At 39.5% G+C, this 21511-nt stretch carries 18 protein-coding genes; 12 read left to right on the forward strand and 6 right to left on the reverse strand.

The features are described 5' to 3' along the window. Positions 1 to 310 precede the first annotated feature (310 nt). The 4 genes from H605_RS0115205 (at position 311) to H605_RS0115220 (ending at position 3720) form a co-directional block, all read left to right on the forward strand. On the forward strand, positions 311 to 1225 hold the full coding sequence (locus H605_RS0115205; RefSeq protein ID WP_029055000.1) for an ABC transporter ATP-binding protein: 915 nt from the start codon (positions 311 to 313) through the stop codon (positions 1223 to 1225). A gap of 12 nt (positions 1226 to 1237) precedes the next feature. Then, positions 1238 to 2008 carry an ABC transporter permease gene (locus tag H605_RS0115210; RefSeq protein ID WP_029055001.1) on the forward strand — a complete coding sequence of 257 codons (771 nt, stop codon included), beginning with the start codon at positions 1238 to 1240 and terminating at the stop codon, positions 2006 to 2008. A gap of 293 nt (positions 2009 to 2301) precedes the next feature. After that, positions 2302 to 3273 (forward strand): 2-hydroxyacid dehydrogenase, encoded by a 972-nt coding sequence (locus tag H605_RS0115215; protein ID WP_029055002.1) that lies wholly within the window; start codon positions 2302 to 2304, stop codon positions 3271 to 3273. A 69-nt stretch (positions 3274 to 3342) separates the two neighbouring features. Next, positions 3343 to 3720, forward strand: a complete 378-nt coding sequence (locus H605_RS0115220) for a DUF6508 domain-containing protein (protein ID WP_029055003.1) — start codon at positions 3343 to 3345, stop codon at positions 3718 to 3720. A 107-nt stretch (positions 3721 to 3827) separates the two neighbouring features. Here the strand turns inward: H605_RS0115220 and H605_RS0115225 are convergent, their stop codons facing one another. Next, positions 3828 to 4235, reverse strand: a complete 408-nt coding sequence (locus H605_RS0115225; RefSeq protein ID WP_029055004.1) for a DUF4181 domain-containing protein — start codon at positions 4233 to 4235, stop codon at positions 3828 to 3830. A gap of 548 nt (positions 4236 to 4783) precedes the next feature. On the opposite strand from H605_RS0115225, the gene H605_RS18100 reads away from it, so the two are divergent. The 3 genes from H605_RS18100 to H605_RS0115240 all read left to right on the forward strand — a co-directional run bounded on the left by H605_RS18100 (position 4784) and on the right by H605_RS0115240 (position 7371). Then, the gene (locus tag H605_RS18100) at positions 4784 to 5578 is read left to right on the forward strand and encodes a conserved phage C-terminal domain-containing protein (protein ID WP_051210625.1); all 795 of its coding nucleotides are present in this window, start codon (positions 4784 to 4786) and stop codon (positions 5576 to 5578) included. Next, positions 5575 to 6825, forward strand: a complete 1251-nt coding sequence (locus tag H605_RS0115235) for a replicative DNA helicase (protein WP_029055005.1) — start codon at positions 5575 to 5577, stop codon at positions 6823 to 6825. The genes H605_RS18100 and H605_RS0115235 overlap by 4 nt, the downstream gene beginning before the upstream one ends. An 81-nt stretch (positions 6826 to 6906) precedes the next feature. Continuing rightward, positions 6907 to 7371 (forward strand): hypothetical protein, encoded by a 465-nt coding sequence (locus tag H605_RS0115240; protein ID WP_029055006.1) that lies wholly within the window; start codon positions 6907 to 6909, stop codon positions 7369 to 7371. A 143-nt stretch (positions 7372 to 7514) separates the two neighbouring features. On the opposite strand, the gene H605_RS0115245 is transcribed toward H605_RS0115240, so the two are convergent. From H605_RS0115245 to H605_RS0115260, 3 genes are all read right to left on the reverse strand, one after another. Beyond that, positions 7515 to 8627 (reverse strand): GerAB/ArcD/ProY family transporter, encoded by a 1113-nt coding sequence (locus H605_RS0115245; protein WP_029055007.1) that lies wholly within the window; start codon positions 8625 to 8627, stop codon positions 7515 to 7517. A gap of 272 nt (positions 8628 to 8899) precedes the next feature. Beyond that, positions 8900 to 10090, reverse strand: a complete 1191-nt coding sequence (locus H605_RS0115255) for a Ger(x)C family spore germination protein (protein ID WP_338062919.1) — start codon at positions 10088 to 10090, stop codon at positions 8900 to 8902. Positions 10091 to 10109: 19 nt separating this feature from the next. Beyond that, positions 10110 to 11705, reverse strand: a complete 1596-nt coding sequence (locus H605_RS0115260) for a spore germination protein (protein WP_029055010.1) — start codon at positions 11703 to 11705, stop codon at positions 10110 to 10112. A gap of 690 nt (positions 11706 to 12395) precedes the next feature. On the opposite strand from H605_RS0115260, the gene H605_RS0115265 reads away from it, so the two are divergent. The 3 genes from H605_RS0115265 to tnpA all read left to right on the forward strand — a co-directional run bounded on the left by H605_RS0115265 (position 12396) and on the right by tnpA (position 15802). Continuing rightward, a complete protein-coding gene (locus H605_RS0115265; RefSeq protein ID WP_029055011.1) occupies positions 12396 to 13520 on the forward strand; it encodes a nucleoid-associated protein in 1125 nt (374 codons plus the stop codon). 20 nt (positions 13521 to 13540) lie between these two features. Then, on the forward strand, positions 13541 to 14956 hold the full coding sequence (locus H605_RS0115270) for a hypothetical protein (RefSeq protein ID WP_029055012.1): 1416 nt from the start codon (positions 13541 to 13543) through the stop codon (positions 14954 to 14956). A 561-nt stretch (positions 14957 to 15517) separates the two neighbouring features. Beyond that, positions 15518 to 15802 carry an IS66 family insertion sequence element accessory protein TnpA gene (gene tnpA, locus H605_RS0115275; RefSeq protein ID WP_029055013.1) on the forward strand — a complete coding sequence of 95 codons (285 nt, stop codon included), beginning with the start codon at positions 15518 to 15520 and terminating at the stop codon, positions 15800 to 15802. On the opposite strand, the gene H605_RS18105 is transcribed toward tnpA, so the two are convergent. Beyond that, on the reverse strand, positions 15793 to 16869 hold the full coding sequence (locus H605_RS18105; RefSeq protein ID WP_081657971.1) for an MFS transporter: 1077 nt from the start codon (positions 16867 to 16869) through the stop codon (positions 15793 to 15795). The two genes, tnpA and H605_RS18105, sit on opposite strands and share 10 nt — an antisense overlap. A 554-nt stretch (positions 16870 to 17423) precedes the next feature. Between H605_RS18105 and H605_RS0115285 the strand changes: the two genes are divergently transcribed. Then, on the forward strand, positions 17424 to 18992 hold the full coding sequence (locus H605_RS0115285; protein WP_029055014.1) for a Vga family ABC-F type ribosomal protection protein: 1569 nt from the start codon (positions 17424 to 17426) through the stop codon (positions 18990 to 18992). Between the two features lie 55 nt (positions 18993 to 19047). Here H605_RS0115285 and H605_RS0115290 read toward each other — a convergent pair whose 3' ends face one another. Beyond that, positions 19048 to 19845, reverse strand: a complete 798-nt coding sequence (locus tag H605_RS0115290) for an arylamine N-acetyltransferase family protein (protein ID WP_029055015.1) — start codon at positions 19843 to 19845, stop codon at positions 19048 to 19050. A gap of 206 nt (positions 19846 to 20051) precedes the next feature. Between H605_RS0115290 and H605_RS18110 the strand changes: the two genes are divergently transcribed. Then, positions 20052 to 21254: an S-layer homology domain-containing protein gene (locus tag H605_RS18110; protein WP_037562232.1), complete on the forward strand. Its 1203-nt coding sequence runs from the start codon at positions 20052 to 20054 to the stop codon at positions 21252 to 21254. Positions 21255 to 21511: the final 257 nt, after the last annotated feature.

The following is a 21511-nucleotide window of genomic DNA, read 5'->3' on the forward strand; positions in this document are numbered from 1 at the left end:
TAATAGTTCTTACAGAAAAACCATCTAGTACAGAACGAAGATATCCCGATAGCTTTAGATGGTATTTCTTCTTTACAACTGTTCTATTATTTATCTCTTAATTACTAAATGTTACTCCAATAAAGTACCCGTTTTCGATAATCGTATCGGTGGCGGGTACTTTTTATTGAGTTTATTTTTATTGACAGTACTAGGTTTTAACACCATTCAGACTGGTGCTGGAACCTGGTACCTTTAATATAGGAATGGTATACTGGCAAATGGATATTTACATGTAGCTGATAAAAAAGATGGTGAGGAGATAATAAGAATGACATACGCATTAGAAATTAAAGACCTGAAAAAAGTCTATGCTGGTGGTGTTGAAGCTTTGCGTGGCATTGATTTGAAAGTCGAAGAAGGAGACTTTTACGCTCTTTTGGGTCCTAACGGTGCCGGCAAATCTACAACTATCGGGATTGTGACGTCACTCGTCAATAAGACATCAGGTAAAGTGAATGTTTTCGGCTATGATATGGACACGCAGTTAATGCAAGCTAAGCTGCAAATCGGTTTGGTTCCTCAAGAATTCAACTTCAGTCCTTTTGAAACGGTTCAGCAGATTGTAGTGAACCAGGCGGGCTATTACGGTGTGTCAAGGAAAGAGGCACTAAAGCGTAGCGAAAAATACTTGAAGCAGTCTGATTTGTGGGAGAAAAGAAATGTTCAGGCACAGATGCTATCTGGAGGGATGAAACGTCGACTGATGATCTCACGTGCCTTGATGCATGAACCGCGCTTACTTATTCTTGATGAGCCTACAGCTGGTGTAGATATTGAATTAAGACGAGAGATGTGGATGTTTCTTAAAGAATTGAATGCAAACGGTACGACGATTATTCTAACAACACATTACTTGGAAGAAGCGGAGATGTTGTGTCGCAACATAGGGATCATTCAAAAAGGGCAGCTGATTGAAGATACTAGTATGAAATCATTGCTGGCTAAGCTCCAGTATGAAACAATTATTTTAGATATCGAATCTTCAGGACGGGTGCCAGTGATCAAAGGTTATACCAGTGAACTCATGGACGATGGATCTCTTTCTGTAGAGGTAGCGCGTGATCAAGGAATCAACGAAGTGTTCAACCAATTGACAGAACAAGGGATTAAAGTGTTATCTATGCGCAACAAGTCCAATCGATTAGAAGAGTTATTTTTAAAGCTTACAGAAGAAACTGCGTAGTGGAGGATGTACATGTTTAAATTATATTTAACAGCATTAAAAGGTTTATCGGTCAAAGAAACGAACCGCTATTTAAGAATCTGGGTCCAAACATTGGTCCCGCCAGTCATCACAACTACTTTGTACTTTATCATCTTCGGGAATTTGATTGGTAAACGGATTGGCGAAATGGACGGATTCTCTTACATGGAATTTATTGTCCCAGGATTGATCATGATGTCAGTCATCACCAGTTCCTACTCAAATGTCTCGTCATCATTTTTCTCACAAAAGTTTCAAAAGAACATCGAAGAACTATTAGTTGCCCCTGTACCGACTCATATCATTATCTGGGGCTTTGTCATTGGAGGAATAGGAAGAAGTATTCTCGTAGGGATACTGGTCACAATTATCTCTCTGTTTTTCGTTCCGTTGCAAGTCCACTCGTGGAGCATTGTCATCTTGACGTTTTTGATGACGGCTATTTTGTTCTCGTTGGCCGGCCTGTTGAACGGTATTTTTGCCAAGTCATTTGACGATGTGTCTATTGTGCCTACGTTTATTCTTCAGCCGTTGACTTACTTAGGTGGGGTGTTTTTTGCCATCTCGATGTTGCCTCCATTTTGGCAGGTGATTTCACATTTTAACCCGATCGTTTACATGATTTCCGGATTCCGATTCGGGATTCTCGGTGTGATCGACGTTCCGATTTTATTTTCTATTCTCATTTCAATTACTTTTATTGTAGTGCTTTATGTAATCAATTGGTATTTGATTGAAAAAGGCCGTGGGCTGAGAAGTTAACATCTGTTGTGCTTACTCGCACGAGTTACTAAATTGTGAAATACATAGATAATCCTTCCGAGAAGTGCTCAGCTAACAGCTGGGCATTTTTTATTGAGTAAAGACACTGTCAATGTATGCAAAACTCACTGAGTCATACGGCATCACAAGTGAGGTGATCACAAGAGCCACACATTCTGGATTTGAGGTACCAGGTCCCGATACAATTCTCACATAGGTACTTTTCGATTTTGAATTTTCAAAGTCCATTCAGGTATACTGGCAGTATGCAGTAACCTAAAGGAGGAATGTACATGAAGAAGAAAATACTCGCTTACCAGTGGCTGGAGCAACCGGTGTATGACCGGCTCATGGAGGACTATGACGTGCGGCTGTTCGAAAATCCAGAGCACGACACCGATTTCCTCGAGTTCCTGCGGGAAGCGGAAGGCGTGATTGGATTCGGATTTCCCGGGAACGCAGCGATGCTCGACAAGGCGCCCAATTTGAAAATCATTAGCAATGTCTCAGTCGGCTACAACAATCTCAACCTTGCCGAGCTGACGAAGCGCGGCGTCATGGGGACAAATACGCCTGGTGTGCTCGACGACACAGTGGCCGATATGGCGATGGGACTGATGCTTGCGACGGCTCGGAGGATACCCGAACTCGATGGCTATGTCAAACAGGGCTTATGGAAAGGGCTCCTGACGAATGATTGGTATGGCATGGACGTTCATCATAAGACGCTCGGTATCATCGGGATGGGGCGCATCGGTAATGCCATTGCCAAACGCGCGCGGTTCGGCTTCGATATGGACATCCTGTACCATACGAGAACGAAGAAGCCGGAAGCAGAGGAGCGGTTCAATGCATCCTACCGAAGCCTTGAGAACCTGCTGAAAGAATCTGACTATGTCTGCCTCGTTACCCCACTGACCGAAGAAACGCGGGGCATGATCGGCAGTGAGCAGTTCCGTCTCATGAAGCCGTCCGCTATCTTCCTCAACATCTCGCGCGGCGGCACTGTCGTAGAAGAAGACCTGATCGATGCACTACAGCAAAACGAAATTGCCGCAGCTGGCCTCGACGTGTTCGCACAGGAACCCGTCGACCCTAGTAATCCGCTGTTGCAGATGAAAAATGTCGTCACCTTGCCGCATATCGGCTCATCGACGTATGAAACGGAAGTGGCGATGGCGCAGCTTGCTGCGGATAACCTGACGGCTGTGCTCGAAGGCAAGAAGCCGGGGAACCTGTTAAATTTGGATGTGCTCGGACGGTGATGGCGGAGTGCGGAAGACAAGTCCCGAGCTGAGTGTTACAAAGGCATCTGCAATGAAGGAGGAAATCGTATGACAAGATGGCGGAAGTTGTATCAGCACCTACCTTATTTCGAACAGGCGGCTGAACGGAACCCCGAGAGCTTCATAACAGAAGAATTGCTGTTTCATGCAGAATACGAACAGGACCTGAATGAATTTCTTAGAGACTATCATGATCTGGATTGGACAGATACCCGCTATCCGAACACGCTCGAAGCGGCGGGTATCTCCACTGCCGAACAGATGGCAGTGGCTATTCCAATTGCGGATATGAAAGTGCTCAAGGCGTTGCTGACCCGCATGGTCCGAGAAGAACGGTTCGCGGCAGGAGCGCTCGCACAATATGCGAGTAATGGCATGGTCGCTGATGTGCTGTGCCGGCTGAAGGAAACGGACACCTTACGATGAGTGCTTGTGTGAAAAGCATACATGATTGGTTGTGAAAAAGTGCCTGTGTAGGAAACTTTCATTTTAGTTTCTCACACAGGTACTTTTGTTTATTCATGTCGTTTCGTTCAATAGAGACCAAGTAAGTTAAATTGAATCACGATGATGGTGGATACTACTATTACTAGCATTTCGGTTATCGTCAGGATCGATTGTTTTGGATAGCGTGTATACTTCCATTCGAAAAATGCTGTGATTATATAATCTAGTATCGTAAAAGCTATGATGGCGAAGAAAAACAGATAAATGAAATCTTCATAATAAAAAAGTAGAACAGAATATAGAGTGAATAGGCTAATCGCAGAAAAAACACGCAAACTTTTATCAATTTTACGATGTAATTCATTTATGTGATTAGTAGAAAAAAACTCTTTCTTTACTTTTTCAATTTTAAGTAGCTTCCTCAGAAGAGTCTTAAGTAGTGATTTAAGAGCAAAAACACATACTACAATTACCCCAAATCTTAACCAGAACACAAAATCCCTCCTCTTTCTTTAAACCCCGTTATTTTTCGTAACCAGTCTGTAAATGGACGCAATGGTTGAATACCACTTGATTTTCATACTTCTACATAATTATACCAAGAATATCCAAAATTGCTATTGGAAAATTAAAAACAGTACGAAACGAGGCATCCAGATCAACCCATTACTAGGAAGTTTCAATTGGTGTGTATCCATAAACAGAAATTACTCTATATAACCTATGAAGCGAGCAATATAAATCGAGGGGGAATTGGATATGCACCAAATAGCTATGAAGCAATACTTGAAAACATAGGCTATCTCAACGTCATGACCGGCAGACCAGACATTACGTCGAAATGCTATAAAATCAATTAGGCGATGTGTGTGTAAACGTACATAATTTACAAGGGGCGAAGGACTAAACTTTCACCCCTTTTTTAGCGTATGTAAAATTATTTTTTAAAATGAGTATCCTTTTCTAAAAAACTCTCTATATGGAGTATGAGAAGTGCAAAGTGAGCACTCATCTACTACTTATCTCCAGGGGGATCAACCAAATGAAATTATTAATTGATGAAGAGCCGATACCGCTACTACCGTCGCTTGTGCACTTAGTAGGAATTAATGGGGCCTTGGTTATGCAACAAGTGCATTTCCGCTCGCTCATATCTAAGAATGTTCGGGATGGCCATAGGTGGATCTATAAAACGTATAGTGACTGGACAAAAGAATTTACGTTTTGGTCGTCGAACACGATTAGACGTATTATTTATGATCTTGAAGAAAAGGGCTATCTCATTTCTGCACATCATCATAACCGGATGAAGATCGACAACACGAAATGGTATCGAATCGACTACACCAAATTGCCAGTAAGTACATTCGAACTTGAGCAAGTCACTTGCTCAGAAGTGCCATGTGCACCTGTCGAAGTTAAGCAAGTCCACGTGCCGGAGTTGGGCAAGCCAATAACCAAAGAACTTAAAGAATCTTTAATAATAAAGAATAAAGACCAAGTCGAGATAAATCTCGACGTCGCACATAGTGTGATTGACTATCTGAATGATAAAACCGGAAAGCAATTCAAAGCTACTTCACCAGCTACGAAGAAGTTGATCGGTGGCAGATTAAAAGAAGGCTATACGCGGGAGGACTTTATGAAAGTTATCGATCTCAAAGCCTCCCAGTGGATGAATCATGCTGAATTCAACCGATTTCTGCGGCCATCCACATTGTTTAGCATAACGAATTTCGAAAACTATATGAATGAATTAGCTGTGGTGCAGAAACCGAAAAAACGTCTAGTCGTTCTGCCAATGCTAGATTTCAATAAAGGGGATGAACACGTATGAATAGCGAACTAATGGAAAAAAGTCTTCTCGGTACGATGATGGAGGAAAATTATTTGATTCTCGACAGTGGGATTCAGACAGCATTTTTTGAAACACAACTGCACAAAAATATTTATCTAGCTATGAAAGAGCTAGCTAACGAAGGGAACACGATTGACTTCATCACATTGCTGACAACACGCGAACCGGCTGAGCTTGGTGGAGCCAATTACGTCTCAGAACTACGTCGTTTTGCTAACCCTGCACGATTTGACGAGTATTTAGAAATCGTCGTAAAAAAATGGAGGACTCTAGAGAGGGCGAGAATTCTACAGTTGGCACAGAATGAACAATGGGAGACGAATCCTATTGTCAAAGCGTTAGATGAAGTGGATACCGATCATAGGTCAGATGAATCATTGTTACTCGACGATTACCTCGTGAGTCAGTACGAACGCCCATTCAGTAAAGGACCGGCTATGACAGGGATTAGCACAGGCTTACAGCCGATGGACTATTTATTGAACGGCTTCCAAGACAGTGAATTCATTGTCATCGCTGCAAGACCTTCTATGGGGAAGACGGATACACTCAATCATCTGGCGCTAACTGCTGGATTAAACGATCATGTACCGATCGTCTTTTCGCTCGAAATGAGTCGTAAAACGATGATCAATCGTTTGATATCCGTAGCGGGTGGATACAGTCGATTGAAGATGCGCGATCCATATCACCACTTTGACAACACACAGAAGAGTTCGTGGATGACGGCACTCGAGCATTTGCAAAGCGCTAAGATCCGTATTGACGACAGAGGCGGAATAAAAGTGAGTCAAATAAAAGCCACTGCCCGGAGAATCATTAAATCACAACCAAACAAGCGACCGATCATCTTCGTTGATTACTTGCAAATCATTCGACCAGAAGAAACAACGAATAACCAAAACCAAGCAATCGGCCAAATTAGCGCAGATCTAAAGGCGATGGCTAAAGAATTTAACTGTCCGGTCGTCGTACTGTCTCAGCTTTCGAGAGCAGTTGAACAACGGCAGGATAAGCAACCGATGATGAGCGACCTACGAGACTCCGGCAACATCGAACAAGACGCAGACGTCGTTTGCTTTCTTTACAGAGAAGATTATTACGACCAGGAATCAGAGCTCAAAAACCATCTAGAAATCACGGTCGCCAAGCATCGAAACGGTCCAGTTGGCGGCTTCACGGTGTATTACAACAAAGACAACGGCCGACTCGCGTCGATTCGGTGACACATTACCGCTTCGGTGCCAGGTCCCCAAACAATTCCGAGTATTCTGGAGGCCTGGCGCCACAAAAAGGAGAGTGTACGTATGATCACAGTTGAAGAGTTATTTGATTACGCACTAGATACCGATATGTCATTGACCGCTCATAGCATCTTCTGGGCGATCACGAATCAAAAAATCGGAATAAATGAAGATAGTGTGAAACTAAAAGAGATCGAATTCGACGAAGAAGCAATCCAGCAATCGATGCGAGAAAACACGCTACGTATTGGGGAAATCAAGCTGTTTGTTGTGGAAAGTAAGCAACCGAATTGGTATGCGTTTTATCTCGGTAAGAAAGAAGCTGACGCTTATCGGTTACATAGCGAAACATTTCGTGAAACCGGTGTGAAGGTCACACACGCAGACCGGTTGATGCCGAACTTATTAACATTTGTGGAATCGGGGATAGAGGAAAGTTTGTATGAGTATCGAAAGCGCATAGTGCAGTTTCCAGTGTATGTGGGGCATGTAGAAGCGGGAAAGCGCTTGGTGCATCGTGCGTTATGAGCGAGAGGAGGGGTGGATGTGGAGTCGCAAAGTGAATCGTAAAACACTAGGTTTTCACGAACAATAATAAAATCCAGTGAACTTCCATGAGAAGATCAGCTGGATTGCTACATAACTTACGTTCATTAGTAAGTAAATTCATTCTAAGAGCTGTCGGGTTCCTGTTTAAACTTGTTTTTTCGAAAAGCATATACGATAGCGAGTACAAGAGGTAAGAAAAGTCCAATAAATACGGAAAAGAATATTTCAATCGATTGTTCCACCACTTTTTGGTACACGACGTTCGGATAGATCACGAGAGCGAGGATCACGGCAAGCATTCCTAACGGCAATGTTAAGGGGCGGTAGTCTCTCAAATTTAAAATTTGTGTAATCCCTAAAACGGAAGCATAAAAATAAAGAACCGTCTTAAAGTAGAGAGCAATAAACCAAAGCGAACCCATTAATCCTTCAATACGCTGTACGAAATCCCCAACACTTATTCTTTTGGCTAATTCATAGCCTGGATAAATTTGTCTTGCCGTATCCTCAGCACCTAATACCGAAACACCCAAAAATGTAAGTAAGAAGATGAAGATTCCGCCTATTAAGTGACCAATTATAAAGGACTTTCTAGCTTGTTTTACTTTGTTAATAAAAACAGGGAAGATCATTAATAAAACAATCGCATTGACAGAAGATGAAGAAACTAAGTAAATGCTTGATTGAAAGATCATTTTTGTTCCTACCTCATACACAGGCTGTAAATTTTCAAACTTGATTTGTGGAGAAATAAACACTGCTAAAATGAGGAATAGGGCAACGAAAACAACAATTAGGATTTCTGCAGAACGCGCAATCGTTTCCAATCCCAGACGAATTCCCATCACGACAATTCCTATCATAAGAATATGGAGGGCTACCAAAGGAGTATTTGGCATCATATTGGTCGTTACAAATGTAGCGGAATAATACAAAAGACTAGAAGTATAATAAGTAGCCATGATTACAAATAGTACCGAAACGGTTTTGCCAATCCATTTACCAAATACTTTTTCATTGATTTGGATATAGGTGAGATGTGGGAACCAAAGAGCTATAGTGGTAAATAGCCATATGACCAACATGCTGATTCCTATACCCACTATAGCGGCAATCCAAGCATCTTGTTTCGCTTCAGCAGCTAAAGCAGATGGGACAATTAAGATACCTGTACCAACAGTAAAAAAAATAACCAAAACTAGATATTGATATGGATTAATTTTAACATTTTGCATGTAATCTCCTACCTTCCCCTCCATATGGTCCTTTACTTTAACAATGGAGTCATAAGGTCAGTTAGCAATGTAAACAAAAAACTTAGTAATTCCGCTGGGGGTGGAATAATTACGCCAAATCCAAGTATTATGCCTAGCACAACTCCAATTGCTAGAAGAATTGAAAACACGAGCAATTCTTTTTTATATTTTTTATCCAAGAGTGAAGGAACTTCAAACCACAGAATGGCAGCTGCCAATAAGAGTATTCCTATACTATTTAGCATATCAAATTAGTCCTCTATTTTTCTTAAAAATGAATTATTTAATGTGCCGATTCGAAGATCTTTCATCTCAACATGAACATGTACAGTCAAATTGGCAAACTTTTCGTCCCAATGCTCTTTCATTTCTTTCCACTCTTTAGGATTGGAGCGATGAATAGCTTCACCAAATCCAAAAATATCTGATTCGTATTGACTTTGTACGGTATTTATAGTCTGTTCTATAAGCTCTTTCATTTCTTTTTCATAAATTTTTTGTATCTCATTCATGGATTCTGGTTTCGTAAGATCAATTGAACATTGTACTTCTCCTACATTACCTTTTGCCTGAATATGGATATCTACCTCAGGTTCTCCTTTGTTTATAGAGCCTTTAATTGTAGAATCAAAATCAAAAATCTCTATAGCGATTTTTCCCCCTTTAGGGCAAGAAATAGCGGTTACGGTTTTTTCTACAGTGTCGGTGATATCCGAGTACCCTCTACCTTCATCTTCAGTTAGCCAGCCAACTAAACGGTCTTCTTTAAACACACCTAAATGGTCATACTGAATTCGCGTAGAAGGAGTAATCGATTCCACGTTCTGTTTGCTAGATCCTAATTCTTTATCTCCTATTACTTTAATCCCCGTTAATACAGCTTCTTTTCCGTCACTTGTGAGATTGGTTAATAAGTCGTCTAATATAACACCTTCCGTGGCAGCCCAGATTCTTTCGGATGTTTTAAGAGCATTAAACATTTTATTAGCTGGAATGCTTTCTATGGGTGTCGTCACATTCAGTACTTCAGAAGCAGTCAAATCTTTCGCAATTACTACGTAGAAGTCTGATCGAAGCTCCCAATCCCTTGCTAGCAAATCCAATGATTCACTTATACCTTCTTTCGCAAGTTCTTCACTGATGACTAGTATACGAAGATGTCCGGGATAAATTTTCCGAGGAGCATCCTTCGTCATTTTCCGAAAGGCTTCATATACTGTTTCGCCTGATGCTTGATAGAGCGTAACTGCTGAACGCCCCGAGCTTGCCTGCATAGAGACCTCCGAAGGTACGATCACTTGAGCGCTTACTAAGTATTCATTTTTCACCTTATCGATTCCTAATGCCATTGTTATACTGAGCTCATTTAGCTCCCTACGATCCCAACATCCAGATAGGAAGAGGGTGAGAACTAGGAGTATTAATATGCACTTTTTCATCATTTACTTCCCTCCATAGTCCTCATTTTTGGGGTGGTTGTGGTTTAGCAGAGGCTGGATCTTGTTGCCTAACCTGATCTTTTTGATTAACTAGGCGAGGACGTGTAAACATTTTCCATATAGGTGCAACAATTAGCGTATCCTTTTGATCCGCAACATTAAATGGAGCTAGTGGTGTCATATACGGTATACCAAAAGAACGTAAACTGCATAAGTGAAGAGTAAGAGCCACTAAACCTACCGCAATTCCATATAAGCCAAACGAAGCGGCTAACGCCATAAATCCAAAGCGTAGGATCCTCACAGCGATCGCAAGGTTATAGGTAGGGGAAACAAAACTAGAGATGGCGGTGATGGAAACGATGATGACCATTGCAGCTGAAATAATGCCCGCTTCAACTGCTGCAGTTCCGATAACATATGCGCCAACAATCGACATAGCTGACCCGATGGTGCGAGGCATTCGTATGCCTGCTTCCCTTAAGATCTCAAATGTGATTTCCATTATGACCGCTTCAATAAATGCAGGAAATGGCACACCCTCTCGTTGGGCTGTCAAGCTAATGAGGAGGGCTGGCGGTAGCATCGATTGATTGAAAGTGGTGATCGCAATAAAAAATGCAGGTGCAAGCAAAGCAATTATGAATGCAATAAAACGAAGGGCACGAATCAGACTTCCAATACCCGTATGCACATAATAATCTTCAGGAGATTGAAAAAACTGGACGAATAGTGCAGGAACGATCAATACAAAAGGTGTTCCATCTACTAAAATGGCTATGCGTCCTTCAAGAAGTGCCGCAGCTACTGTATCCGGTCGTTCCGTATTATAAATGGTAGGGAAAGGGGAGTACGATGAATCTTCAATGAATCCTTCGATATTACCACTTTCCAAAATCCCATCAATATCTATTCGGTCCAAACGTAATCGGACTTCGTCGACAATTTTGTCATTGACGACGCCGTTGATATACATAATGGCGACATTCGTTTTCGTGCGTGTTCCAATGATCTTTGACTCCATCCAAAGACTCGGATCCTTAAGCTTCCGGCGAACTAATGCTGTATTCACACGCAAATTTTCGGAGAACCCTTCCCGTGGCCCTCTAACTACTGTCTGAGACATAGGTTCAGTTACCCCACGCTCAATCCAATGCCTATTCCCAATGACCAGACCTTCAGAATATCCATCAACCAACAGAATCGTATCCCCGGATAAAAGGGAAGTAAAAAGATCATCAAAATTGGTTACATCATTAATGTCTCCCACTGTCATCGCAAAATCTTTTAATGAAGTTAATACATCTTGTTCAGCCGTTAACTTCTCTTCTAACTCGGTACCCTGTATGTCTAACATCAAGGATTCCATTATGAAATTTTGTAACGCAGGTGTATCAGTCAATCCGTCGGTATAGAAAATACCCGCTTTCACCGATCCACCTTTACCAATACGTATTTCTCGAATGACAATATCTGAGCTTTCGCCTAGGCTATCCTTAACGTTTTGTATATTGTCTTGAAGACTTGTCTTAAGATCATTTGTTGAACTGGTTTCCTTCGTTTGGCTAGGGGAAGTGGATTGTACTTTAGAATGATTTCTCCTTTTTAAAAAGCCCATACACTACCTCATTTACTTTTTGGTATTTTGCGTTTGTACGCATGATACTTGGTGGTTCTTCACTCTTTTATTCATCATGTCCTTATTATTCCTTTTTTATGCGGGATCGGTGGTGATTTTTGGGGGTGTTCAAATATAGAAGAGGATTGTTGATTAGGGAGAGGGTTGGAGGAGTTGGGCTGGTGGATTAATCCTACTAAGGAGGGAGTAGATAGCGATACATGAAACAAGCATAGCATTTTATGTATTGAACTGGAGTTAAAAGATTGGCATGGGGAAGATAGCGCGTGAGATATAATTGGTTACACAGCAAACCGTTACGTGATAATAGATAAAGATTATATATTTGGTTTGAATGATGCCGAAAGTACTAAGGTTTATGAAGGTGAAGAAGTAAGAAAATATATTATGAGTATAAGAAATGATGAAGCACTTGAGGAGTATTTTATCTATATCTTGGCGAATAGATAGGTAGGGGAATTGGGTTTGTAATGGATTTTTTACTTCCTGGGTAGATAGCGAGGGTATTGTGAACTTAAGCATAGAACGTATTACTAATTGAATTATAAATAAAGCAATTTTCAATACACATATTAATTACAGAGAGGAATTACTTAAATTAGCACAAGCTTCCATAGGAATAATATGCTATAATTTTGTTGATTAAATAAAATATGGTAGGTGGTTTTTTTGCCAATAATAGAGAGAATGATAGTACACGATTTGAATTTGGGTGGAAATGAGCCTGAATTTAGTGAGAAATTAATAAATCTGACAGAGTTGATTGATACAGATGATGAGAGTGTTCTTGAAGATTATATAACGGAAGACTATGTTGAACAAATTAATGTTTCTGAATCACTAGACGGATTAGAGTTCTTTAAAGAACATATTAAAAACAATAGAACACAAGGCTTTACTAAGCAATGTAAATTTCTAAATAACCCTGCAAATCATGTGAGAAATACAATTACAACATTATATCCATTAATAGAAGAAAATGCTTTCGATGATCATTTTGATGAACAGTTTATTTTACAATCTAAAATTATAACGGGTCACTTACATACATCTATGAAAGGGAAATCACGGAGTGACGGTGCAGTTTTCATTTTTGTTTATACACTCCAAGAACAGCGTTATTTAGGAATATTAAAAATGGATCCAAACTTGGGGATACAGGTAAATGAAAACCTTACATTAACAGTAAGAAAAAAAATGCTTCCAAGCGTAAAAGAAAAACTACATAAATCTGCATTCATCAAGTTTTCAGAAAGGTTCGACGACGATTTGAAGACAGATTTATTCATCTTGGATAGACAACAGACAAGGGATGAACCCGCAAAGTATTTTATGTTGGACTTTTTAATAGCGAGAGAAAAAGCAAACGCGGACAATTTAACACCAGAATTACTTAAAAATATAAAGAATGAAATTTGTTTATATATAGATACTGATGATAAAAAAAGTTCGTTTGTTTCAAGACTCACTAAAAGGTTTAGCTCGAACGAAGAATTTAACCTTGAACAACATATATTACCCCTGCTAGAAGGCTTATTACCTAATGATTTTCCAATTGAACAAAGTTTAAAAGCAATTAAAGATAAAACTTTGGTAAAATACCCAGATGCAGTGTTTTCGTTTATACCTAATCCTGAAAAAGTAAAAGATTTGGAATTCAAAAATGAAGATAAAAGTATTACAATTAAAATTAGTAATAATATATCAGAAGAACTTTATACTCATCAAGTCGATGAACAAGAAAATATAATTTTTACATTTAAAAAAGAATTAAATGTTAAACCTATGATCTAACGAGAAGGAGTTGTATTTTTATGGAAGAGGAACTGCACACTTTATATAAATATTTACAACTCCATTTTGATTATATTGTCTTAGATAAATATAATATAATGACTCTACAATTTAATACACTAGAAAGATATAGTGAATTATTACCAGAAGAGATAATAGATAAGGAATATTTTGAATATAAAATATCATATTTAAGTGATGATAGTATAAGGAAAGAAAGTTTTAAAGAGGATACTGCTATTTATAGTGATTTTGATTTAACTAAAGGTCAAATTAAAATTAATATAAATAAAAAGATTATGATGAATTATTTTTTGCAAGACAATAAAAATAATTTATTCTATAAAAACACAAATTCATTTTTAGATGATATAGAATCAGCTAAACATATTGTTAATCAAGAAGAAAAAGTTAATTTAATAATTTTAGATAATGCATATCATGAAAATAGTTTTATAACAATTAACTGTTTATCTAATCTCATAAATCTGAAAAAAATTCTTATCAAACCGAACAAAACAAAATTAGTTACTACAGCAAACAATATATTTGATAATATTGAAGTAAGTACATACTTTGACTTGCCACATTTTTGGGACTTTTCTTCAAACGATAGTGTTCTTTTCCCTATAAAGCTGAAAACATTAGAAGTGTTCTTAAAAATGATTGGTAATAAACTGATTTTGAAGAATGAAAAAGAGGAAATTTATTTAATTAAAGGCCATCATAACTTGGAATTTAACAAGCTAAAAGATACAAGAAAGTTAGAAAGTATTACGCAAATACACTCTGGCGTTTTTTGTAATATAGTAGATTTTGTATTAGATGATAAAAGGCATTTAGACAAATTGTTGATAACCAGAAATGTAGCAACTACATATTTAAATAACAATTCATCTTTAGCAGATTTAAATGAATACATTGAAAAAATGTATTCCACTATCAAGCATCATTTTGAATTATATATTCAAAATGAAGTAAAAATATTTATTGATCAAAAAAATCAATTATTAAAAGAAACATTAGAGGTAACCAAACAAATAGCTAAAAACACCTCAGATCTTTCAAGTAACACTAGGACATTAATATCAACGTTTATTGTTTCTGTTTTTGTAGTGTTAATACCAAGTGTTTTGAAAATTAAATTTAATTCAGAATTACTCTACTTTTTTATTTTGTCATATGTTATCTTTCTCTTAGCAAATCTATATTTAGGAACCAAAATAAAAAAACAACATGAAAATTCATTGATTAATTTGCAACGCTATATTCAATTCTCCTCTGTACAATCGGATACTGGATTAGATTATAAAAATTTATATAACAGCTTTTTAAAAAAAGAAGAAAGTAACTTTTTGTCGATTTATAATTTTTATAAATCAATACTTATCTTTTTGCTACTAACAGGAATAACAATAATATTTAGTGTTAGTTAAATATTTAAAGGTATCCACTAGTGTTGTTTATCTGTTGAATAAATGGAGAACAGTGTTTAAGTTGGTAGGTCACAGAACTAATCAGAACTGTGCAAGGATCAGAAGCAATCACTCTCATTAAAAAATTCACTTCTTTATTAACCATGGTACTGATATTTAATTGGTTCCTATAGCTTAAGCGAATACCGAGTATACGCTGTACCCATATAATTCTCCATTCAAGGATAATAGGCATGTTGTTGGCACCAGCAATGATATTACATGTTTGTATAAAAAATGCTGAACAACAGGGGACAATTGGAAATATTCCGATTGTCCCCTGTTATCTTTGGTAATTGACACCTACACGTTTCGGGTAAGCAAGACTCTACCTTTGTAAGCAATCACCCCGACTAAAATTAACAAAACACCCGATAAGATAAAACACCCCGAATCCCAAATGCATCTGCCAGAACACCCGTTAAGAGAGAAGCAACGTAAGCGTCAAATAGTGAACACATTTTAATAGAAGAGAATTCGTGAGATACTCCTCCCATAGAACATATCTTGGGAGGAATTTATTTGAAAAGAAAAGAGAAAGAAGCATACTGGTCTGCGAAGATCGATGAATATCAAAACAGCGGACTAGCACTTTCTGAATGGTGCGAAACTGCAGAGGTTGCCGTCCATAATATGAAGTATTGGCTACGTAAGCAGTCACCAGTTAATCCTGCCGCACATCAGGAGACCAGTTGGGTTTCCTGTGTAGTGGAAGAATCGCTAGAAGATTCGATTTCGTTAAAAGTAAACAATGTGGATATCGAGGTGACGAGTGGCTATGATGAAACTCTGTTACTTCAAGTGTAAGCGTCAAAGGTTCCGGTTCCAATTGCTCCTATTGTTGTAAATACGGTCGGCAAACGATCTCTAGGAACACTCGTCTGGATCACGGTCTGTTGCGGTATATTTTTGACCTGACTAGAAACACCGACAAGAAAGGAGAAAATCAATGACAGCGCAGGAATGCTAGTTAAACCAAAGAAGATGGTGAGTAATCCGCTAGAGAACGAGCCCAGGAAAATGAACTGGCTAAGTTTTGGTTTGATCCAGTCGGAGAATCGGAGACAGAAAAGACTGCCGCTCATCAACCCTATGAAAAAGGCGCCATTGATGAATCCCCACCATTTCTCATCAGCTACCAAAGCATCACTGACAAATACATAGAGAATCGCTGCAATCCATACCGTACCAGCAATCGTTTCGAGAATATCCATCCAGACAATTCGTTTTAATACAGGTGAAGTGGAGACCGTTTTCCAGCCTCGGCTCATTTGCTGCCATGTGCCTTTTTCTTTAGTTGGGGTAAGTTGAACAGCTTCCAACTTGGTGAAGAATAGGCTAGATATGGCGAATGCACTGACTGTGAGCCAGACCAACTGACTTGCAGAGAGCCAAATTAACATTGAGCTACCGACAAACCACATAGAAGTTTGGATCAGTTGAGTAACGGTTTCAGTAATTCCATTCGCTTTTAGTAGCTGTTCACTCTTCACATAATTTGGTATTAGCGATTGGATTACCGGATTAGCGCAGCCGTCCAGTAAGGCGACTAGAAATATGATCAAAAACAGCCAATAGAAATTGGATAATGAGAGGTGCTGCAGGAAAAAAGGCAGTGCAACAAGCAAGATTGTTTTTCCGATTTGGGAGGCAGCAAGCAGCCATTTAAGGTTGAAGCGTTGCACTAATAAAGGTGTCAAGGCATTGGAGATAAACATCGCGTTTGTGATAGTAAATGAGACGAAAGCAGCTGCGGTGGCGGATCCAGTCAATTCAAAGATGAAGTAGATGATGCTGACAATGTATAGTACGTCGCCAATGTTGGCAAGAGACTGGCCAGTCAGTAACAAATTGAAATTTCTATTCAGTTTCATACATTACTCCCCCGAGAGTTCATTTCGTAATTAACTGGTACATAGGGGATTTATTAGATTGGACAAATAGTCACGTCGATCTTCCTTTCCGGTTTTGGATAAAGCATGGGGGAAATGGCTTTATCTAGAAGTTTTATTATTTACATTATACGTTATTTCAAAGGGATATAAATGATGTTATTTATACGCGCCTTTTTCTGTCGCAGTTGAGAAAGTTTTCAGGACGTGGCACCATACTAATGAAAAATAGCACTCATTGACAACTATGATTGTGTCAGTGTATAGTTTAAAAACCATTAGAACGAAAGGGTGACCCAACTACATGAAGTATTAATCCTATTTTACGAAAAACAATAAAGGTATTCTGCAGGTGATCCTGCTTTATTTTTGATGCCTTTTATTGTATTTTTCAGAATAGGATTGTATTTCTATAGTTGGACAAAAGGGATAAGGATCTCTTTTTGGTACCCCTATATAATACATGCCTCCTATTCTGAAAAGATGATAGGGGGTATTTTTGTATTCCCCCGAAGATAAAAAGGAGGAATGATCGTATGATAATAGTTGAAGCTAACCATATAAAACACTACGTACAAGATCGATTGTTATTAGACATAAATAAACTAGAGGTGTATCCAAAAGATCGAATTGGGATAGTCGGCGGTAACGGAAGTGGGAAAACAACTTTATTAAATATACTGTCCAATAAAGTTATTCCTGAAGGAGGTCAAGTAATCCAACATGCTAGCATAGAGCTTTTGCCGCAGTTGAAACGAACGGATACAGTCAAAAGTGGCGGCGAAATTACACAAGAATATATTCAGCAGGCACTAAATAGCGATGCAGCTCTGTTGCTTGCGGATGAGCCTACTACAAATCTCGATACAGAGCATATCGAATGGTTAGAGAAGAAGTTGAATAAATGGCCAGGTGCCCTTATATTAATTTCCCACGACCGTACATTTTTAGATTCACTTTGCACGACAATATGGGAAATAGATGAAGGACACGTGACTAAATATAAAGGAAACTACACTTATTATTCCAAGCAAAAAGAAGTGGAATACCAACAGAAACAACAAGCATTTGAACAGTACCAAAAGCAAAAGAATCAATTGGAAGAAGCGATTAAACAAAAAGAAGAGCAAGCCCAACGTGCTACTAAGAAACCTAAAAACTTAAGTAGTTCAGAAGCAAGAATTGTAGGTGCAAAACCATACTTCGCAAATAAACAAAAAAAATTACGTAAGACTGTTTCCGCTTTTGAAACTAGATTAGGAAATCTAGAAATTATCGAAATGCAGAAGGAACTTCCGCCTATACAAATGAATTTGCCGAATGAAGAATCGTTTAAAAATCAAGTGGTAGTTCGAGCTGAAGAATTAAATGGAATGGTGGGGGAACATGTCCTATGGGATGCTGCAAAATTTTATATCCGTGGAGGCGATAAAGTAGCCGTTATTGGATCAAACGGAACCGGAAAAACAACATTAATTAAAAAGATCATTCAACAAGAAGCGGGTATCGCTATTTCACCGTCTATAAAGATCGGCTACTTTGCGCAGAATTTAACTATTTTGGACCCTGATAAAACTATTTTGGAAAATGTTCAATCCACTTCAATTCAGAATGAAACACTGATTCGAACAGTGCTAGCAAGAATGCACTTCTTCGATGAAGATGTATATAAGTCCGTGAACGTTTTGAGTGGTGGGGAACGTGTAAAGGTCGCTTTAACAAAGATCTTTTTAAGTGACGTAAACATGCTTATACTAGATGAACCAACAAACTATCTGGACCTGGAATCTCTGGAAGCGTTGGAGACATTATTGAGACAATACAAAGGAACGATTATTTTTGTTTCACATGATAGAAAGTTCACAGAAAATGTCTCGACACGAATAGTGGATATTCATAACAGAGCACTAACAGTTTTTGATGGTACCTACGAACAGTATCAAAACCGCAATCCTATTAAAAAATACGACTTGCGGCAAAATGAATTACTCTTGCTGGAAACAAAGATTTCGGAAGTCATTAGTCTTTTAAGTGTTAGTCCGACAGACGAATTAGAGAAGGAATTTCAAAGACTACTTAGTGAAAAAAGAAAATTGCAAGAATGAGGTAAGGTATCAGGTCCCGACACTTTTTGGAATTGTGTCGGGACCTGATGTCTTTTTAGCAGGAGAGCTTTTGTTGATTAATATAGTTTACGGTCGCTTCGTAAACAGCTGGAGCTGCATGTTGTCTGACTTGCTTGAGTAGTTCATCATGGTCTTGGAATGTCAGAGTTTCCTCGTTGCCACTAGACTTACGATAGTAACGGTCTTCATTAATCGAATATGTGCCGTCGTCTGTTAACTTAGCAATGAGCAACGCTTTATTGAATGAAGATTCTGGGCTGTGGTGAATTTGCTGTTTCACATGATCCAAGTGCTCCCAGTCGATCGCGTCGGGATAGAGGGCGTAGCGAAGTTCCCAGCCGTTATCTTTTAATTGTTCAAATACCATCGTACCTTTTTCGGTCGTTTTGGTCCGCAACCGGAATGTGCCGGCAGGCGAAGTGACGGCGTCTCCATCCAATGCGACAGGCTGCATGACGAGATGGTTGCCGAAACCACTGTCGATCAAGTACAGTGTATCCTCGTATTCGAGCAAGTTCACAACGTGTGTCCCCTCCATGACGTAGCTGTCTCGTGGAGAGGGCGCCCAAACAGTGCCAGCATCGAGTTGTACGGGAAGGCCCAGATCCCTAAGTAAGATATACAGCAGGCCGTTGAGTTCATAGCACAGACCACCACGTTCTTGTTTCATCATTTTATCTTGAAGGTATTGTTTCGTAATAGGTTCTTCATTCGCAAGCAGAACATCCAGGTTTTCAAATTCAAATTTCTCGGCGAAAAGCGTCTGAACTTGGCTGATCTGCTCAAGTGGTGTGCCGGTAAGTGTTAGCCGTACTGAAATCCATTGCAGCATATTTCATCCGTCCTTTCTTCCGTAGTGCTAACTCCATCATATCAAATGTTCTTGCCATGATAATAGTGTTGGAACCTGACACCATTTTAAGATTGCGAATAGACCTGCTTTTGTCTACAAATATATTGAGGTTACGATGAAACTATTTACGGATTTCCCCGTCTGTACGTCGATCTATGATTACATGATAGAAAGGGAGAAACACGATGAAAAAGATTTGGATGACAGTTGGCACGATGGCTCTTGCCCTCAGCCTGCCATTATCGAGTATGGCCGCAAGCAACCAGAAGTTCACGGATGTTCCCGAAACAAAGCACTTTGCAGAGGCGATCAATGAATTGGCCGAACGTCATATTATTACGGGGTATGCGGACGGCATGTTCAAGCCGGGCAATCCAATTACGCGGGGTCAGGCATCGGCAATTATTGCGAAGTTGATGGGACTGAATCCGGATCATATGGTGAAGGATCCTGGATTCAAGGACGTCTCGAAAGCGAATGGCTATCATAATGCCATTGCTAAGCTTGCAGAGCTCGAAGTGATCGGGGGCTATGAAGATGGAAGTTTCGGGCCGAATGATCCCGTCAAACGGGGACAATTGGCTTCCATCCTCGTCAAAGCGTTCGATTTGCCGCGCTATGCTTTTAACTCGGAAGAAAATCCATTCCATGACGTCAAGCCTAACACGTCGCATAGCGCGAACGTCTTGATTCTACATAAACTCGGCATTACGACAGGCGTAACGTCCGACAGATTCGGCATCAATGAATGGGTGACGAGAGGACAAGCGGCGAAGTTGATGCAACTAACGGAGCGTGTCCATCCCGAGACATATTCATTAAAGACATGGGGTCCGATGCTGCGTTTCTCGGAAATAATGACCGATGAGGACACGGATGAATTTGCGGTCAACTCGGAGTTGTATCACGCAGCCATCATTAAAGGCAGGCAGACGCCGTCGGGATATACCGGTGATCGCGTGCAAGTGACACCGTTGAAAGAAGGAAGAGGAACGTTGCAGCTAGGCGGTAATTATGGTATGGAAAATCAAAATATCAAACGCTACTATCATAAATACTATGTGGATGTGAAGAAGGTCGACGGCAAATTGAAGGTGCAGTTGTTATACGCGAGCGATGTTTTGAAGACGCGTGCGCGACTGAAACTGGCTGCGGATGAAGAAGTTGAAAACATTCGTTTCGTACGGACGGACGGGGAAGTACTATCCAGCAACATGCCATTTGAAGGGTATGCCGATTCGCCGGACGTGTTCATTCGTGTCAACAAGCCGGGCAACTTCATCGCGACAGTCCGCTTTACCGACGGAAAAGAAGTGCGCTATGTGGTAGAAGTGAAAGTTCCAGATAAACATATGTTATATTATAAAGTGAAGACGTCAAAGATATAGATGTCAACTAAATTTGATTCGTGAAAATGGGTTGTAATAAATATTGAGTGGAGAAACTGAAAAAGTGATTTAAAATACCTGTAGTCCAAGAATTGGAAGGCTTAATCAACGTCACGCCATCTACTATTTATAAATTACAAGGTGATAACTAATTTTCAGATACCATGTCCCGACACTATTATGTCAGGACATGGTATTTTTTTGAAACTTTTTTTGAATTTCTCCGTCTGTAGGGTGCGCAATTGGAACAAGTACAC

This window comes from Sporosarcina ureae DSM 2281, from assembly GCF_000425545.1.
GTDB lineage: Bacteria > Bacillota > Bacilli > Bacillales_A > Planococcaceae > Sporosarcina > Sporosarcina ureae.

What these genes read in the sequence shown, in the direction of transcription:
- H605_RS0115205 (WP_029055000.1), top strand. Translation starts at nt 311, where the DNA reads ATGACATACGCATTAGAAATTAAAGACCTGAAAAAAGTCTATGCTGGT.
- H605_RS0115210 (WP_029055001.1), top strand. Translation starts at nt 1,238, where the DNA reads ATGTTTAAATTATATTTAACAGCATTAAAAGGTTTATCGGTCAAAGAA.
- H605_RS0115215 (WP_029055002.1), top strand. Translation starts at nt 2,302, where the DNA reads ATGAAGAAGAAAATACTCGCTTACCAGTGGCTGGAGCAACCGGTGTAT.
- H605_RS0115220 (WP_029055003.1), top strand. Translation starts at nt 3,343, where the DNA reads ATGACAAGATGGCGGAAGTTGTATCAGCACCTACCTTATTTCGAACAG.
- H605_RS18100 (WP_051210625.1), top strand. Translation starts at nt 4,784, where the DNA reads ATGAAATTATTAATTGATGAAGAGCCGATACCGCTACTACCGTCGCTT.
- H605_RS0115235 (WP_029055005.1), top strand. Translation starts at nt 5,575, where the DNA reads ATGAATAGCGAACTAATGGAAAAAAGTCTTCTCGGTACGATGATGGAG.
- H605_RS0115240 (WP_029055006.1), top strand. Translation starts at nt 6,907, where the DNA reads ATGATCACAGTTGAAGAGTTATTTGATTACGCACTAGATACCGATATG.
- H605_RS0115245 (WP_029055007.1), bottom strand. Translation starts at nt 8,627, where the DNA reads ATGCAAAATGTTAAAATTAATCCATATCAATATCTAGTTTTGGTTATT.
- H605_RS0115255 (WP_338062919.1), bottom strand. Translation starts at nt 10,090, where the DNA reads ATGATGAAAAAGTGCATATTAATACTCCTAGTTCTCACCCTCTTCCTA.
- H605_RS0115260 (WP_029055010.1), bottom strand. Translation starts at nt 11,705, where the DNA reads ATGGGCTTTTTAAAAAGGAGAAATCATTCTAAAGTACAATCCACTTCC.
- H605_RS0115270 (WP_029055012.1), top strand. Translation starts at nt 13,541, where the DNA reads ATGGAAGAGGAACTGCACACTTTATATAAATATTTACAACTCCATTTT.
- H605_RS18105 (WP_081657971.1), bottom strand. Translation starts at nt 16,869, where the DNA reads ATGAAACTGAATAGAAATTTCAATTTGTTACTGACTGGCCAGTCTCTT.
- H605_RS0115285 (WP_029055014.1), top strand. Translation starts at nt 17,424, where the DNA reads ATGATAATAGTTGAAGCTAACCATATAAAACACTACGTACAAGATCGA.
- H605_RS0115290 (WP_029055015.1), bottom strand. Translation starts at nt 19,845, where the DNA reads ATGCTGCAATGGATTTCAGTACGGCTAACACTTACCGGCACACCACTT.
- H605_RS18110 (WP_037562232.1), top strand. Translation starts at nt 20,052, where the DNA reads ATGAAAAAGATTTGGATGACAGTTGGCACGATGGCTCTTGCCCTCAGC.